Raw genomic sequence first — 12,783 nt, 5'->3', positions numbered from 1 at the left:
CCGCCGTCTTACATGTGCTTGATTTCTTCGGGCATCGGGAAGAACGTCGGATGCCGGTAGACCTTGCTGTTGGCCGGTTCGAACAGCGGATCCTTGTCGCCCGGGCTGCTGGCCGCGATATCGGAGGCGCGCACCACCCAGATGCTCAGGCCCTCGTTGCGGCGGGTGTAGACGTCGCGGGCGTGGTTGATCGCCATTTCGGCGTCGGATGCGTGCAGGCTGCCGACGTGCTTGTGCGCCAGGCCGTGCTGGCTGCGGATGAACACTTCCCACAAAGGCCAGTCTTTGCTCATGATGGATATCCTCGAGTGCCGGGCGCGCGCCGCGCGCTCCGGTTTGCAATGGTGGTGAAGAAGAGTGGAGCCCGGAAGCGAGTTCAGGCTGCCTTGCGCTCGGCCTGCTTGTCGGCGTAGGCGACCAGCGCGTCGCGCACCCAGGCGCCGTCCTCGTGCGCCTTGACGCGCGCGGCCAGGCGTTCGCGGTTGCAGGGGCCGTTGCCCTTGAGCACCGCGTAGAACTCGCTCCAGTCGATCTCGCCGAAGTCGTAGTGGCCGCGCTCGGCGTTCCACTTGAGGTCGGGATCCGGCACCGTCAGGCCCAGGTATTCGGCCTGCGGCACGGTCTGGTCCACCATCTTCTGGCGCAGTTCGTCGTTGGAGAAGAGCTTGATCTTCCAGGCCATGGACTGGGCGCTGTTGGGCGAGTCGGCATCCGAGGGGCCGAACATCATCAGCGCGGGCCACCACCAGCGGTTCAGCGAGTCCTGCACCATGGCCTTTTGCTCGGGCGTGCCGTGCAGGCACATCTGCATCAGCAGGTCGTAGCCCTGGCGCTGGTGAAAGGACTCTTCCTTACAGACGCGCACCATGGCCCGCGCATAGGGGCCGTAGGAACAGCGGCACAGCGGGATCTGGTTGATGATGGCCGAGCCGTCGACCAGCCAGCCGATCATGCCGATGTCGGCCCAGCTGAGCGTGGGGTAATTGAAGATGCTGGAGTACTTGGCGCGGCCGGCGTGCAAGTCGTCGATCAGGTCGTCGCGCGACACGCCCAGGGTTTCGGCGGCGCTGTACAGGTAGAGGCCGTGGCCGGCTTCGTCCTGGACCTTGGCCAGCAGGATGGCCTTGCGCTTGAGCGAAGGCGCACGGGTGATCCAGTTGCCTTCCGGCAGCATGCCCACGATTTCGGAGTGCGCGTGCTGGGAAATCTGGCGCACCAGCGTCTTGCGGTAGGCCTCCGGCATCCAGTCCTTGGCCTCGATGCGGACGCCGTCGTCGATCCGGCGCTGGAACGTCTGTTCCCGGCCTTCGAGCTGGTCCGCGGTCTTGACCTGCTTGACGCCGGTTTCGACGAGTTGAGCGTACATGTTTGTCTCCTTGAAGACGGTTTGCGAAAACGCAAAGCAAACGTTCCGCAGTGCCGTCATGTCATAGGCGGATTATTTAATACAAAAATTTCATTGTCAAACTAAAATCTGTATCACATTGGATTTATGTATCATATTGCGGATCCCGATATCAGCCGCCCGCGCCCCCTCTAATGGCAAACCCTCAGTCGCCCCTGGACCGCTTCCTGTCACGCCTGATCAAGAACGATCCGCCGCGCGCGAAATCGCTCTGCGTCAGCCTGCTCGGCGACGCCCTGGCGCCGCACGGCGGCGCCATCTGGCTGGGCGACCTGATCGAGCTGCTGGCCCCGCTGGGCATCAATGAACGCCTGCTGCGCACCAGCGTCTTCCGCCTGGTGGCCCAGAACTGGCTGCAATCGGAACGTCACGGGCGGCGCAGCCTCTACCTGATTTCCGAGCAAGGCTTGCGCCATACCGCGCACGCCTCGCAGCGCATCTATGTCGGCCCGCCCCAGGAATGGAACGGGGAATGGACGCTGGTCGCCCTGCCGCGCACCGGCAACGGGCTGGCCGAACGCGCGGAACTGCGCCGGGAACTGGTCTGGGAGGGTTTCGGCATGATCGCGCCGGGCCTGTTCGCGCATCCGCACACCGAGGCGAGCGCCGCGCACGACATCCTGGAAAAGCTGGGCATCCCGGACCGGGCGCTGGTGCTGTCGGCCCGCGACCTGGCCGGCGCCGGCGGGCTGCCGATAGCCAGCCTGGCCTCGCAATGCTGGAACCTGGATGAGCTGGCCGAGCAGTACCGCCAGTTCTCCAAGAATTTCGGCCCGCTGGAAAAGCTGCTGGAGACCCCGCCCGCGCCCGCCGAAGCCTTCATCGTGCGGGTGATGCTGCTGCACAGCTGGCGCCGCATCGTCCTGCACGACCCGCAACTGCCCGGCCCCATGCTGCCCGAGGACTGGCCCGGCCATGCCGCCCGCGAAATCTGCGGACGCGTCTACTGGCAGGTGTTCGACGCGTCGGAAGCGCACCTGGATGCGCTGGCCGGCCGCGACAACGAGCGCTATGCGCCGTTGGCGGCCGACATCGCCTCGCGCTTCGGCGGCAAGCCCGCCTGAACGCGCAAGCCAGTACGGCGGGTCAGTTCGCCGGGGCCAGGATTACCCCCAGCGTATCCACTTCCGATATGCCGCAGGCGTCGCGTCCCGGCCCCGGGCGCTCCAGCCCCCGCGCCCGGCCGATGAACGACAGGGTCCAGCGCGCCCGGATCGGACGGCCGAGAGCCTCGCCGCTATCCGCGTCGATGCCGCTGGGCACGTCCAGCGCCAGCACGGGCACGTTCCAGCCGTTGACCGTGTCCACCAGCGCCTGCCAATCGGCGCCCAGCGGACGATTCAAGCCGATGCCGAACAGGCCGTCGATGACCAGTCCCGGCACGAAACCCGGTTCCAGCGCGGACCATGTTTCGCCGCCCGCCGCCTGCCAGCCGGCATAGGCGCGGGCGGCATCGGCGGGCAGGCCCTGCGCGCCCGAGGGCAACAGCACGCGCACATCGTGACCCATTGCGCGCAGGCCCGTCGCGGCTTCCAGCGCGTCGCCGCCATTGTTGCCTGGGCCCGCCAGCGCCAGCACCACCGTCCCGGGCCGGATCCGTGCCGCGACGTAACGGGCCGCGGCCGCCCCCGCCAGCGGCATCAACCGCCTGCCCGCAGCCAGGGCCTGGCGTTCGGCGTCGCGGATCTGGGCTACGGAATAGGAAGATGGCATAGGCTTTATGCGTGAAATTCACGCATTGCGTGAAAATTTACGCGCAAATCAGGAAGAACCGCGCCCCAGGCGCAGCAAATCCGCGGGATTTTCGCTTCCTGGTAGTTGGCACGCATCTTGCGTTGTAGTCATGGCCGGTACGAGCGAGACCGGACGACTCAACTGAAGAGACTACACCAATGCGTTCCATGAGCATCATCTGCCCGAACGGGCACTTAGGATTCGCCCCCCTGCGCACCGAGAGCTTCCAGCTCGGCGTGGCCGCCGGGCCGGACTGCATCGCCGCCGATTCGGGCAGCGACGACGTGGGTCCCGTGCCGCTGGGTTCCGATACGTCCACCAGCCCCCAAGCCTGGCAGCGCCACGACCTGGAGCAGATGCTGCTGGCCGCGCGCAAGCTGGGTGTGCCCATGGTCATCGGGTCGGCCGGCGATACCGGCTCCAACAGCCGCGTCGACCTGTACGTGCGCCTGATCAAGGAAATCGCCGCCGAACACAAGCTGCCGCCGTTCAAGGTCGGTTACTTCTACTCGGAAGTCGACAAGGAACGCGTGCGCCGCGCGCTGCGCGACGGCCAGCAGGTGGCGGGCCTGGACGGCTACGCCGACCTGACCGAGGCCGAACTGGACGCCAGCGACCGCATCGTGGCGGTCGCCGGCGTGCATCCCTACATCAAGCTGCTGGAGGCCGGCGCGGACGTGGTCATCGGCGGGCGCAGCTCCGACGCCGCGGTGTTCGCCGCCCCCGCCCTGCATCAGGGCTATGACGCCGACCGCGCCTATTACCTGGGCAAGGTGCTGGAATGCGCTTCGTTCTGCGCCGAGCCCTATGGCGGCAAGGAAACCGTGATGGGAGAAATCTCGGCGGAGGACGTGCGCGTCACCGCCATGCACCCCGACCAGCGCTGCACCATCGCCTCGGTCGCGGGCCATGCGATGTACGAACGCTCCAATCCCTACGAAGAATTTTTCGCGGGCGGCCGGCTGGACATGGCCGAATGCCGCTACGAGCAACTGAGCGAAAAAACCACCCGTATCACGGGTTCGCGCTTCGAGCCCGCCGCCCAGGTGCGCGTGAAGCTGGAAGGCTCGGGCAAGGTCGGCGAACGCTACATGGGGCTTTGCGGCATACGCGACCCCTACACCATCGCCAACGTCGACCGCGTCATCGCCTGGGCGCGCGACAAGGTGCGCGAGCGCTTCGGCGACTCGGGCTATGAACTGCATTACAAGGTCTACGGACGCGACGGCGTCATGGGCGACCTGGAACCGCTGCGCGACCAGCCCGGCCATGAGCTCTGCGTCATGGTCCAGGGCGTGGCCCCGACCGCCGAAATGGCCGAGGAACTGACGCTCACAGGCCTGCGCCAGATGTTCTACGCCCGCCTGCCCGACGTGAAGGGCACGGCCGGTTCAGTGTCGTTCCCGCTGGACGAGGTGGTGCGCACCAGCGCCGCCTACCGCTGGACCCTGAACCACACGCTGCCGGTGAAAGACGCCGGCGAACTCTTCCCGACCCACCTCACCGAGGCTGGCGCCTGAGCCGGCAAGACCATGAGCACCCAGAAACTCAGCACCCTGGCCAAGACCATCCGCAGCAAGAACGCGGGCGTGAACAAGATCACCTTCGACATCATCTTCCGCGAGCCCGCGACCTACGAGGCGGTCAAGCGCTCCGGCGCGTTGACCCGCGCCAGCATGGCGGCCCTGTACCGCATCGACGACGGCCGCATCTCCGACTTCGTGCATTACGATCCCGGCCTGGCCATCAAGTTCACGATCTACCGGCTGGCTCCCAGCGGCTCCGCGGGCGACGGCGACATCTTCGGCGCGCAGCAGTACGCGCCGCTGCTGGACGTCGAAGTCTCCATGCCGGACTGAACGCCGCGGGCGCCGCATCCGGCGCCCGCTTCAACCTCCGCTCTCCTAGAGAATCGATCATGAAAGCGCTAATGCAAACAACGTTGTTCCTGGCGGCATCCCTGCTGGCCGGCGCGGCAGCGGCCCAGACGGAAGTGCCCAAGCAGGTCAAGATCGTGGTGCCATTCACCGCCGGCGCCAGCAATGACGCGATCGCCCGCGCCATCGCGCCGCAACTCGCGGCCCGCCTCGGCAATACCGTGATCGTGGAAAACCGCGGCGGCGCGGCCGGCGCGATCGGCTCCGAGTACGTCGCCCGCTCGGCCAAGGACGGCTCGGTGCTGCTCCTGACCTCGTCGACCTTCCTCACTACAGCCGCCACCCAGCCGCACCTGCCCTATGACCCGCTGAAGCAGTTCGCGCCGGTGGCAATGATAGGACAGGGTCCGCTGGTCATCGCCGCCTCGGCGCAGACGCCCTACACCTCCTTGAAGCAGCTGCTGGAAGCGGCGCGCGGCAAGCCGGGCGCCCTGAACTACGGCAGCGCCGGCGTCGGCTCGCTGGCGCATCTGGCCACGGTCATGCTGGACGACGCGGCCGGCACTGACATGACCCACGTGCCCTACAAGGGCGCCGCCAACGCCGCCTCGGACCTGGCGGGCGGCCTGATCCACGTCATGCTGTCCAACTACAGCACGCTGGCCCCCGTGGTGCAGGGCAAGAAGGTCAAGCTGCTGGCCACCACGGCGCAGGGTCCCTCCCCGGCCTTCCCCGACCTGCCGCCTGCCGCACTAGCCTTGCCGGGCTACTCGGTGCAGATCTGGGTGGGTGTGTTCGCGCCGGCGGGCACGCCGCAGCCCTACATCGACAAGCTCAACGCCGCGCTCATCGAGATCTCGGCCTCGCCGGAAATGAAGGCGCTGCTCGATCTGGACGGCACCGTGCCTTCCCGCATGGACAGCGCCGAGTTCGGCGCGCGCGTGCGCGAGGAGCTGGCCCTGTGGCAAGGCATCGCGCGCAAGCACAACATCAGCGCGGAATAGGCTTCAGCCGTCCAGGCCCAGCTTGAGCATCTGGTGACGCAGGGCGTGCCGCGTGAGGCCCAGCGACTCGGCGGCGCGCCCCAGGTTGCCGTCCTGGGCCTGCAGGGCCGCGCGGATCAGGCCGCGCTGGAACTGCGCGGATTGTTCGGCATAGCTGCCGGCACTGGAGGGCGCGGCCGCCGACGCGGGCTTGCCCGCTTCGCGCAGGATGCGCTGCGGCAAATGCCGCGCCAGCACCGTATCGCCGTCTTCCAGGATGCAGATCCGCTCCAGCAGATTGCTCAGTTCGCGCACATTGCCCGGCCAGGCATAAGCCTTGAAGATGCGCCGCACCTCGTCGTCGATGCGGGTGAAGCGGCTGCCGTGGGTGGCGTTGTAGCGCTCCAGGAAGCGCTGCGCCAACACGATGACGTCGTCGCCCCGCTCGCGCAGCGGCGGCAGGTTGATCGACACCACCTGCAGGCGGTAATACAGGTCGTCGCGGAAGCGCCCGGCCTGCACTTCCCCCAGCAGAATCTTGTTGGTGGCGGCGATGAAGCGGGCGTCGACCGAGACTTCCTGGACTGAACCGATGCGCCGAAAGCGCCGGCTGTCCAGCAGGGTCAGGATCTTGGCCTGCATGACCGGATCCAGTTCGCGGATTTCGTCCAGGAACACGCTGCCGCCGTTGGCGGCTTCCAGCAGCCCGGTCTTGCGCGCCACCGCCCCGGTGAATGCGCCGCGCTCATGGCCGAACAGTTCGGATTCGAGCAGATTGCCCGGGATGGCGGCGCAATTTATCTCGGTGTAGCCCTTGGCCGCGCGCGCCGACTGCGCATGCAGGTTGCGGGCGACCAGACCCTTGCCGGTGCCGGTCTCGCCGTAGATGAGGACGATGCTGGCCTTGCTGCGCGCGACCCGGCCGACCAGATCGCGCAAGGCCGCCATCGATGGGTGATCCCCGATGAGCGGCTCGCAGGCGGACAGGGCGGCAGGCATGGCGCGAACCGCTTACAGCTTCAGGAAGTGTTCGCGGTAGTACTTGAGCTCGTCGATCGATTCGTAGATGTCGGCCAGCGCTTCGTGGCGGCTCTTCTTCTCGAAGCCCTTGTACACGGCGGGCGCCCAGCGGCGTGCCAGTTCCTTCAGCGTGCTCACATCCAGGTTGCGGTAGTGGAAGAACTGCTCCAGGCGCGGCATGTAAGCAAACATGAAGCGGCGGTCCTGGCTGATGGTGTTGCCGCAAAGCGGCGACTTGCCCGCCGGCACGTGCTGCGCCAGAAACGCCAACAGCGTATCCTCGGCCTGCTCCTCGGAAATCGTGGAGGCCTTGACCTTGTCGATCAGGCCGCTCTTGCCGTGGGTGGACTTGTTCCAGCTGTCCATGGCATCGAGCAGGCTGTCGGCCTGATGCACCACCAGCACGGGGCCTTCGGCCACGACCGTCAGGTCAGGTTCGGTCACCACCACGGCAACTTCGATGATGCGTTCTTTCTCAGGATCCAGGCCGGTCATTTCCATGTCCAGCCAAACCAGGCGGTTTTCGTTCACAGCCATATAATTTGCCTATAAGAATGCCCCCGCGCCTTCGGCTTGCTGCCCCCAAGGGGGCGCTTTTACCTAGGGGCGGCCCGGCGGTAAAGAATACCCCCACGCTGCGCCTTCGGCTTGCTGCCCCCAAAAAGGGGCGCTTTTTACCTAGGGGCGGCCCGGCGGTAAAACACGCGATTTTCGCACATACCCACTTGAGTAAGCCGCATCGCCCATGTTCACACTGCTGTTCGTTGCCTTCCTGCTGACCGATATTGCCGTGCGCCTGTGGCTGGCTACGCGCCAGATCCGCCACGTCGCGCGCAACCGCGACCAGGTGCCTTCCGAGTTTTCCCACCGTATCGGGCTGGCCAGCCACCAGCGCGCGGCGGACTACACGGTGGCGCGGGTCAAGCTGGGCATGCTGGAACGCACCTATGACGCCATCCTGCTGGTGTGCCTGACCCTGATGGGCGGACTGCAGTTCATCGACCTGATGGTGGCGCAGCTTACCGACAACGACTTCCTGCGCCAGATGCTGCTGCTGGTGGTGGTGGCGCTGCTGCTGGGCCTGCTGGGCCTGCCCTTCACGCTGTGGCGGCAGTTCAAGCTGGAAGCGCATTTCGGCTTCAACCGCATGACGCCCGCGCTGTTCGCGGCCGACGCCCTCAAGGGCCTGCTGGTGGCCGCCGTGCTGGGCCTGCCGCTGGCGGCCGCCGTGCTCTGGCTGATGGGCAGCGCGGGCGCTTACTGGTGGGTCTGGGCCTGGGCGCTGTGGACGGCATTCAACCTGGCGCTGCTGATCATCTACCCGATGTTCATCGCCCCGCTCTTCAATAAATTCACGCCATTGTCCGACCCGGAACTGGCCGGGCGCATCCAGCGCCTGGCGCAGCGCTGCGGCTTTGCGCTCAACGGCCTTTTCGTGATGGACGGCTCGCGCCGTTCGGCCCATGGCAATGCCTATTTCACCGGCTTCGGCCGCTCGCGCCGCATCGTGTTCTTCGACACCCTGCTGGCGCGACTGAACGGCGACGAGATCGAAGCCGTGCTGGCGCATGAACTGGGCCATTTCGCCAAGCGCCACATCGTCAAGCGCATCGTCTTCAGCTTCGCCGCCGCGCTGGCGTTCTTCGCCATCCTGGGCTGGATCTCGCAGCAACCCTGGTTCTACGTGGGGCTGGGCGTCATGCCGCAGCTGGGCGGACGCAACGACGCCATGGCGCTGCTGCTGTTCTTCCTGGTCATCCCCGTCTTCACTTTCATGCTCACGCCCGTGGCCAGCTGGTATTCGCGCCGTGACGAGTTCGAAGCGGACCGCTATGCGGCCGAACAGAGCTCGCCGGAACGCCTGGTATCCGCGCTGGTCAAACTCTACGACGACAACGCCGCCACCTTGACTCCCGACCCCGTGCACTCCGCCTTCTACGACAGCCACCCGCCCGCCGCCGTGCGCATCCGCCACCTGACGGCGGCCGCTGCATGAGCGCACCCGCCACCGGACCCAACGAAGGCCGCATCATCGCCGCCCACGGGCGCCACTACACCGTGGAACTGGCAGACGGCACGCTGCGCAAGTGCTTCCCCCGCGGCAAGAAGGCAGGCGCCGCCGTGGGCGACCGCGTGCGCATCACGCCGCAGGGCAAGGACGAAGGCGCGATCGACGCCATCCTGCCGCGCCGCAACCTGCTGTACCGCTCGGACGAAATGCGTTCCAAGCAGTTCGCGTCCAACGTCGACCAGTTGCTGATCGTCGTCGCCGTGCAGCCCACTTTTTCCGACGACCTGACCGGGCGCGCCCTGGCCGGCGCCTGGAGCGCGGACATCGCGCCCATCATCATCCTGAACAAGACCGACCTGGCTGACGAGCTGCCGGCGGCGCGCGCGCGGCTGGCGCCGATCGCGGCGCTGGGCGTGGACGTGATCGAACTGAGCGCGCTGGAACCCGAGAAGGTGCACACGCTGCTTGCGCCGCGCCTGGCCGGACATACCAGCCTGCTGCTGGGCCAGAGCGGCATGGGCAAGTCCACGCTGCTCAATGCCCTGGTGCCGGACGCCGCCGCACCGACCCGCGAGCACTCCACCGCGCTGGACATGGGCAAGCACACCACCACCAGCACGCGGCTCTATCACCTGCCCGCCCCGGGCGGCGACCTGATCGACTCACCGGGCTTCCAGGCCTTCGGCCTGCAGCACCTGAGCCGCGAGGACATCATCCGCGGCTTCCCGGAATTCACCCAACCCATCGAACAGTGCCGCTTCTATAACTGCACCCATCGGCAAGAGCCTGGCTGCGGCGTGGTGGCAGCCCTGCAGGCTGGCGCGATCGATCCGGCGCGCTACGCCCTGTACCAGCGCATCCTGGAAGAGAACCTGGCGGGGCAGCAGCGCTACTAGGCGCCCTGTTCGGTAAAGGCGTGCGGCGCGTAGCCAGACGCCGGATCCCGGCAGCAGTCCTGCAATGAATACGGCCCCTCGATGGGGCCGTATTCATTGCGGCGTAACGCGCCGGGCAAGATCAGCGCGGCGTGAAGCCGTGGCGCAGCAGATGGTAGAGGTTGCGCAGCATGCCGGCCGTCGCGCCCCAGATGAAATGTTTGCCATAGGGCATGCCGTAATACTGGCGCACCCGGCCATCGTCCAGGCGGGCTTCGTACAGCCGGTGGTTGGCGGGGTCCATCAGGAACGACAGCGGCACCTCGAACACCTCGGCCACCTCGAATGCGTCAGGCGCGAGGTCGAAGCCCGGACGCACCAGCGACACCACCGGGATGATGGAAAAACCCGTCGCCGTCAGGTAGGGCGGCATGCTGCCCAGCACTTCCACGTGATTGCCCGGCAGCCCGGTTTCTTCCTGCGCTTCGCGCAAGGCCGCGGCCTCCGGCGTGGGATCGCTGGTTTCGATGCGCCCGCCAGGAAAGCTGATCTGGCCGGCGTGGTCGTGCAAATGCGCGGCGCGCTGCGTCAGCATGATGTGCACGCCGTTGTCGCGCGTCACCAGCGGAATCAGCACCGCCGCCGGCACGGGCGCGCCTTCGCGGCCGGGATAGCGCAGATCGGTGTCGCGCGAAAGCTCCAGCGTCCAGGTGGACGGCTGGCTGAGCGTGCCCCGCAGCGAATCCGGGGTCAGCAGACGGCTGGGCACGGCCGGCAAGGACTCATTGGCCACCACCCAGGGTTGCGTCGCCGGATCGAAGCCGGGACGCGCCAGCGGCCGCCGGGGCCGCGGGGAAGACGAGGAATCAGACATACGGCTCTGCAAAAAGAAAAAGGCACCCTCGCAGGTGCCTTTTTAACCCGGAAACCCGTGCCGAACGAAAACGCTGGATGGCGTGTGCGTCCGACACTGGTAGGGCCGTGTGCCGATAAGCGATCAAGCCGCCGAGGCTTGCTTGCTGACCAGCTTTTCCTTGATACGCGCCGACTTGCCCGAGCGGTTGCGCAGGTAGTACAGCTTGGCGCGGCGCACGTCGCCGCGGCGCTTGACTTCGATGCCGGCGATTTGCGGCGAGTACAGCTGGAACGTACGTTCCACGGCTTCACCCGACGAAATCTTGCGCACGGTGAACGCGGAGTTCAGGCCGCGGTTGCGCTTGGCAATGACGACGCCTTCGAAAGCCTGCACGCGCTTGCGGGTGCCTTCAACGACGTTCACGCTCACGATGACGGTGTCACCAGGAGCAAATTCAGGCTTGGCTTGACCGCCGGTCAGACGGGCAATTTCTTCCTGTTCCAGGATAGCGATAAGGTTCATGAGAACTCCTAGATCATCTTGTCTTTGCGGACTAAAACTTTTGCCGTTCGATGTTGTTCACGCGATTTTTGCAAGACTGCGCTATGCGCGTAGCCCGCATCCGTCGCGTGTGCATGGCCAGCTAGCCCTGAGGCCAGCCCCCGTTGCATGTGCCGCAAGCAGAGGATGAGATTTGGCAAACCAATGATTCTACACCAAAAATCGCTCTGGGCTTCGGGTAACATGGCCCCGGTTCTCGCGGTTTGGAGTACCCTTCCGTCTTCTGTAACAAACACGTCATCTGACGCTGTTCCCTCATGTCGTACTCGTCCCTGATATTGGTCGTCCTGGCGGCAATGGCCCACGCCACGTGGAATCTGCTCGCCAAGCGCGCGGCCATGGTGGGCGCTCCCTTCGTCTTCGCCTATGGTTTGTGCGCCTCGGTGCTGTATGCGCCCTGGGTCATCTGGGTACTGGTACACGACGGCATGACCTGGACCTGGCCGGTGGTCGCCGCCATCCTGACCTCCAGCCTGTTGCATCTGGGCTACAGCCTGTGCCTGCAACGGGGTTATCAGGTGGCCGACCTGTCGGTGGTCTACCCCATTGCGCGCGGCACCGGACCGCTGCTGTCCACCACCGGCGCCTTTCTGCTGCTGGGCGAACCCGCCACCAGCACCGGCATCATCGGCATGCTCTGCGTGGTGGCCGGCGTGCTGCTGATCGCGACCCAGGGCCGGCTGGCCATCTTCAAGCAGGCGCAGGCATGGATAGGGGTGCGCTGGGGCGTGGTGATCGGCCTGTTCATTGCGGCCTACACCGTCGTCGACGCCTATGGCGTCAAGGTGCTGCTGATCAGCCCCGTGCTGTTCGACTGGTTCACCTGCGTGACCCGCACAACCATGATGACCCCCCACATGCTGCGCCGCCGCCCCCAGGCCTGGGAGGCCATGCGCGGACACTGGCATCTGGCGCTGGCGGTGGGCCTGCTGTCGCCGTTGGGCTACATCTTGGTGCTGTACGCCTTGCGCAACGGCGCGCCGCTGAGCCTGGTGGCCCCTGCCCGCGAAATGTCCATGATGCTGGGCACCTTGGCCGGCATGTTCCTGCTGCGGGAAAAAGTCGGAATCGGCCGCCTGGCTGGCTGTCTGTCCATCCTTGCAGGGGTCATCCTGCTGGGTTCGAGCTGACCGAGATTCGGCCGAACGGTTCCGGTTGGCCGACAGCCTCCAGGCCGACGCTCGGTTGGCGTATTGCGCGAGCCGGTTTCCCTTAACCGATTTCCACCGCGTCTGGCACCGTTCAGAACCCGGCGGCGGCGCCCAGCCACATCAGGCCGGGGATGATCGCGCCCCAAGCCAGCACCATCACCACGTCGATCACCATGGCCTTCATGGTCACCTGAGCCGTCACCGGTTCCACCGTGGCGTTGCCCAGGCTGCGCTCGCGCGCGGCTGGCGCCGCGGCCACCGCGGCCTCGACAGGAACAACGGGCATCGCCGGCGCGGGCATCGGCAGCGG

14 protein-coding genes and 1 pseudogene are annotated in these 12,783 nt (G+C 66.4%); 7 read left to right on the top strand and 8 right to left on the bottom strand.

Translation table 11 applies throughout. The features are described from left to right. Positions 1 to 8: 8 nt before the first annotated feature. Positions 9 to 293 (bottom strand): 1,2-phenylacetyl-CoA epoxidase subunit PaaB, encoded by a 285-nt coding sequence (gene paaB, locus WBB14_RS26665; protein ID WP_088139234.1) that lies wholly within the window; start codon positions 291 to 293, stop codon positions 9 to 11. Positions 294 to 376: 83 nt separating this feature from the next. Next, positions 377 to 1,366: a 1,2-phenylacetyl-CoA epoxidase subunit PaaA gene (paaA, locus tag WBB14_RS26660; protein WP_424242424.1), complete on the bottom strand. Its 990-nt coding sequence runs from the start codon at positions 1,364 to 1,366 to the stop codon at positions 377 to 379. Between the two features lie 173 nt (positions 1,367 to 1,539). Here paaA and paaX point away from each other — a divergent pair, with 173 nt between their 5' ends. Next, the gene (paaX, locus tag WBB14_RS26655; RefSeq protein ID WP_424242423.1) at positions 1,540 to 2,469 is read left to right on the top strand and encodes a phenylacetic acid degradation operon negative regulatory protein PaaX; all 930 of its coding nucleotides are present in this window, start codon (positions 1,540 to 1,542) and stop codon (positions 2,467 to 2,469) included. Positions 2,470 to 2,491: 22 nt separating this feature from the next. Here the strand turns inward: paaX and WBB14_RS26650 are convergent, their stop codons facing one another. Next, positions 2,492 to 3,118 (bottom strand): NAD(P)H-hydrate epimerase, encoded by a 627-nt coding sequence (locus tag WBB14_RS26650; RefSeq protein ID WP_424242422.1) that lies wholly within the window; start codon positions 3,116 to 3,118, stop codon positions 2,492 to 2,494. A 179-nt stretch (positions 3,119 to 3,297) separates the two neighbouring features. Here WBB14_RS26650 and WBB14_RS26645 point away from each other — a divergent pair, with 179 nt between their 5' ends. From WBB14_RS26645 to WBB14_RS26635, 3 genes are read left to right on the top strand one after another with little or no spacing between them, the layout of a single operon-like run. Beyond that, positions 3,298 to 4,659, top strand: a complete 1,362-nt coding sequence (locus WBB14_RS26645; protein ID WP_424242421.1) for an acyclic terpene utilization AtuA family protein — start codon at positions 3,298 to 3,300, stop codon at positions 4,657 to 4,659. Between the two features lie 12 nt (positions 4,660 to 4,671). After that, positions 4,672 to 4,998 carry a DUF4387 domain-containing protein gene (locus WBB14_RS26640; protein ID WP_424242420.1) on the top strand — a complete coding sequence of 109 codons (327 nt, stop codon included), beginning with the start codon at positions 4,672 to 4,674 and terminating at the stop codon, positions 4,996 to 4,998. Between the two features lie 59 nt (positions 4,999 to 5,057). Next, positions 5,058 to 6,020, top strand: coding sequence for a tripartite tricarboxylate transporter substrate-binding protein (locus tag WBB14_RS26635; protein WP_424242419.1), 963 nt, complete (start codon positions 5,058 to 5,060; stop codon positions 6,018 to 6,020). 3 nt (positions 6,021 to 6,023) lie between these two features. Here the strand turns inward: WBB14_RS26635 and WBB14_RS26630 are convergent, their stop codons facing one another. Next, positions 6,024 to 6,998 (bottom strand): sigma-54 interaction domain-containing protein, encoded by a 975-nt coding sequence (locus tag WBB14_RS26630; protein WP_424242418.1) that lies wholly within the window; start codon positions 6,996 to 6,998, stop codon positions 6,024 to 6,026. Between the two features lie 12 nt (positions 6,999 to 7,010). After that, entirely contained in the window at positions 7,011 to 7,556 is a 546-nt protein-coding gene (gene orn, locus WBB14_RS26625) for an oligoribonuclease (RefSeq protein ID WP_424242417.1), read from the bottom strand. Positions 7,557 to 7,764: 208 nt separating this feature from the next. Between orn and WBB14_RS26620 the strand changes: the two genes are divergently transcribed. After that, the gene (locus tag WBB14_RS26620; protein ID WP_424242416.1) at positions 7,765 to 9,015 is read left to right on the top strand and encodes a M48 family metallopeptidase; all 1,251 of its coding nucleotides are present in this window, start codon (positions 7,765 to 7,767) and stop codon (positions 9,013 to 9,015) included. Continuing rightward, positions 9,012 to 9,926, top strand: a complete 915-nt coding sequence (gene rsgA / locus WBB14_RS26615; RefSeq protein WP_424242415.1) for a ribosome small subunit-dependent GTPase A — start codon at positions 9,012 to 9,014, stop codon at positions 9,924 to 9,926. The genes WBB14_RS26620 and rsgA overlap by 4 nt, the downstream gene beginning before the upstream one ends. A gap of 121 nt (positions 9,927 to 10,047) precedes the next feature. Here rsgA and WBB14_RS26610 read toward each other — a convergent pair whose 3' ends face one another. Together WBB14_RS26610 and rplS are read right to left on the bottom strand one after the other, a co-directional pair. Further along, on the bottom strand, positions 10,048 to 10,779 hold the full coding sequence (locus tag WBB14_RS26610) for a CoA pyrophosphatase (RefSeq protein ID WP_424242414.1): 732 nt from the start codon (positions 10,777 to 10,779) through the stop codon (positions 10,048 to 10,050). A 123-nt stretch (positions 10,780 to 10,902) separates the two neighbouring features. Further along, on the bottom strand, positions 10,903 to 11,283 hold the full coding sequence (rplS, locus tag WBB14_RS26605) for a 50S ribosomal protein L19 (RefSeq protein WP_006218237.1): 381 nt from the start codon (positions 11,281 to 11,283) through the stop codon (positions 10,903 to 10,905). Between the two features lie 296 nt (positions 11,284 to 11,579). Between rplS and WBB14_RS26600 the strand changes: the two genes are divergently transcribed. Beyond that, a complete protein-coding gene (locus tag WBB14_RS26600) occupies positions 11,580 to 12,452 on the top strand; it encodes an EamA family transporter (RefSeq protein ID WP_424242413.1) in 873 nt (290 codons plus the stop codon). A gap of 112 nt (positions 12,453 to 12,564) precedes the next feature. Here the strand turns inward: WBB14_RS26600 and WBB14_RS26595 are convergent. Further along, positions 12,565 to 12,783: pseudogene (locus WBB14_RS26595) on the bottom strand (hypothetical protein); the annotation flags it as partial.

It is taken from the genome of Achromobacter sp., from assembly GCF_049647645.1.
Lineage (GTDB): Bacteria > Pseudomonadota > Gammaproteobacteria > Burkholderiales > Burkholderiaceae_B > Achromobacter.
This window is presented reverse-complemented; position numbering and strand designations above follow the sequence as displayed.